Origin of the sequence: Belliella marina (assembly GCF_042682445.1) — a bacterium.
Taxonomy (GTDB): Bacteria; Bacteroidota; Bacteroidia; order Cytophagales; family Cyclobacteriaceae; genus Belliella; species Belliella marina.
In genome coordinates, this window is the sequence record NZ_JBHUHR010000017.1 from 1 (window position 1) to 1071 (window position 1071).

The window sequence follows — 1071 nt, forward strand, 5'->3', positions numbered from 1 at the left end:
TATTCTTATTGACTCTTTTATGGGGTTTTGATTCGAGGTAGTGTTCTCGCTTATTATCATCCGAATCGATGATTTCATTCAGCTTTTTCTCTATCTCTTTATCACAATCTTCAATTTTCATTCGAAGGTGATCATAAGTGTCCAGCTCCTGTTTTAAGGCAAAAAGGTAATCCTTCCTTCCATTACTCTGTAAGGCAGCTGCGATCTCTTCCTCACTCTTTCTGCAATTCCCATGTCGGAGTGAAGCCAGCTTCTTTGGATCTGTTTCGCCCTCACAGATTGCTCTGATGATCAGCAGTCCAGTAAGCCCACAAATATCATTTACAACTACATCCAATCGGAAGTTTAATAGCCTTAGATATTTCTGCATTTTCTTTGATGCTGCAGCAGCTGAATGAAGTAAATTTGATCTGTGTCTGCAGTAAGTCCTTAACTCCTCTGTCTGTCCATCAGGCAAAAAACTTCCAGTTAATAACCCCAATGTATGTAGTTTTTGGATCCACTGACAGTCCATGACATCACTCTTTTTTCCTTTGATATTCTTGGTGAACTTACCATTACAGAGTATCAGATGAAATCCCCGTGAAAGTAATACGGCATAGAGATTTTGCCAATAGGTCCCTGTACTTTCCATTGCTACAGTCCTCACATTCCTTTCCTTCAACCAATCTGCCATAGCAAACAAATCCTGGTTGAATACCCCAAATTCCCGAACATCATGCTCGGTTTGACCTACTGCTACCCAATGGGAGCGACTGCCGACGTCAATTCCCGCAGCTTGCGGATTGACGACTTCCATGGAGATAGATTCCTGTTCCATTTGATTAAGAATAGATAAGTCTCTCAGGGGATGTGCTTTTGGCTAGAAAATATTCTGAACGGGGTATCTGACTTTTAAAGACAAATCCGCCACTGAAATCATCGCAAGCATCCCAACCAGAATTGCGCCCGTGCTCTTCGATTACTCGAGGGCAACATTTCTAAAATCGGCCTTGCTGAGAGACTAGTAATTTACAAAAAATCTTGCCACGATGCTCTCAAACGTTAGCTTACGAAATCAACTTTTTTAAA

At 41.4% G+C, this 1071-nt stretch carries 1 protein-coding gene; it reads right to left on the reverse strand.

Annotated features, from left to right (window positions below; translation table 11 throughout):
* Positions 1-820, reverse strand: an 820-nt coding sequence (locus ACFSKL_RS06845; protein ID WP_376884721.1) for an IS110 family transposase, incomplete at its 3' end; no start/stop codon positions are given.
* Positions 821-1071: the final 251 nt, after the last annotated feature.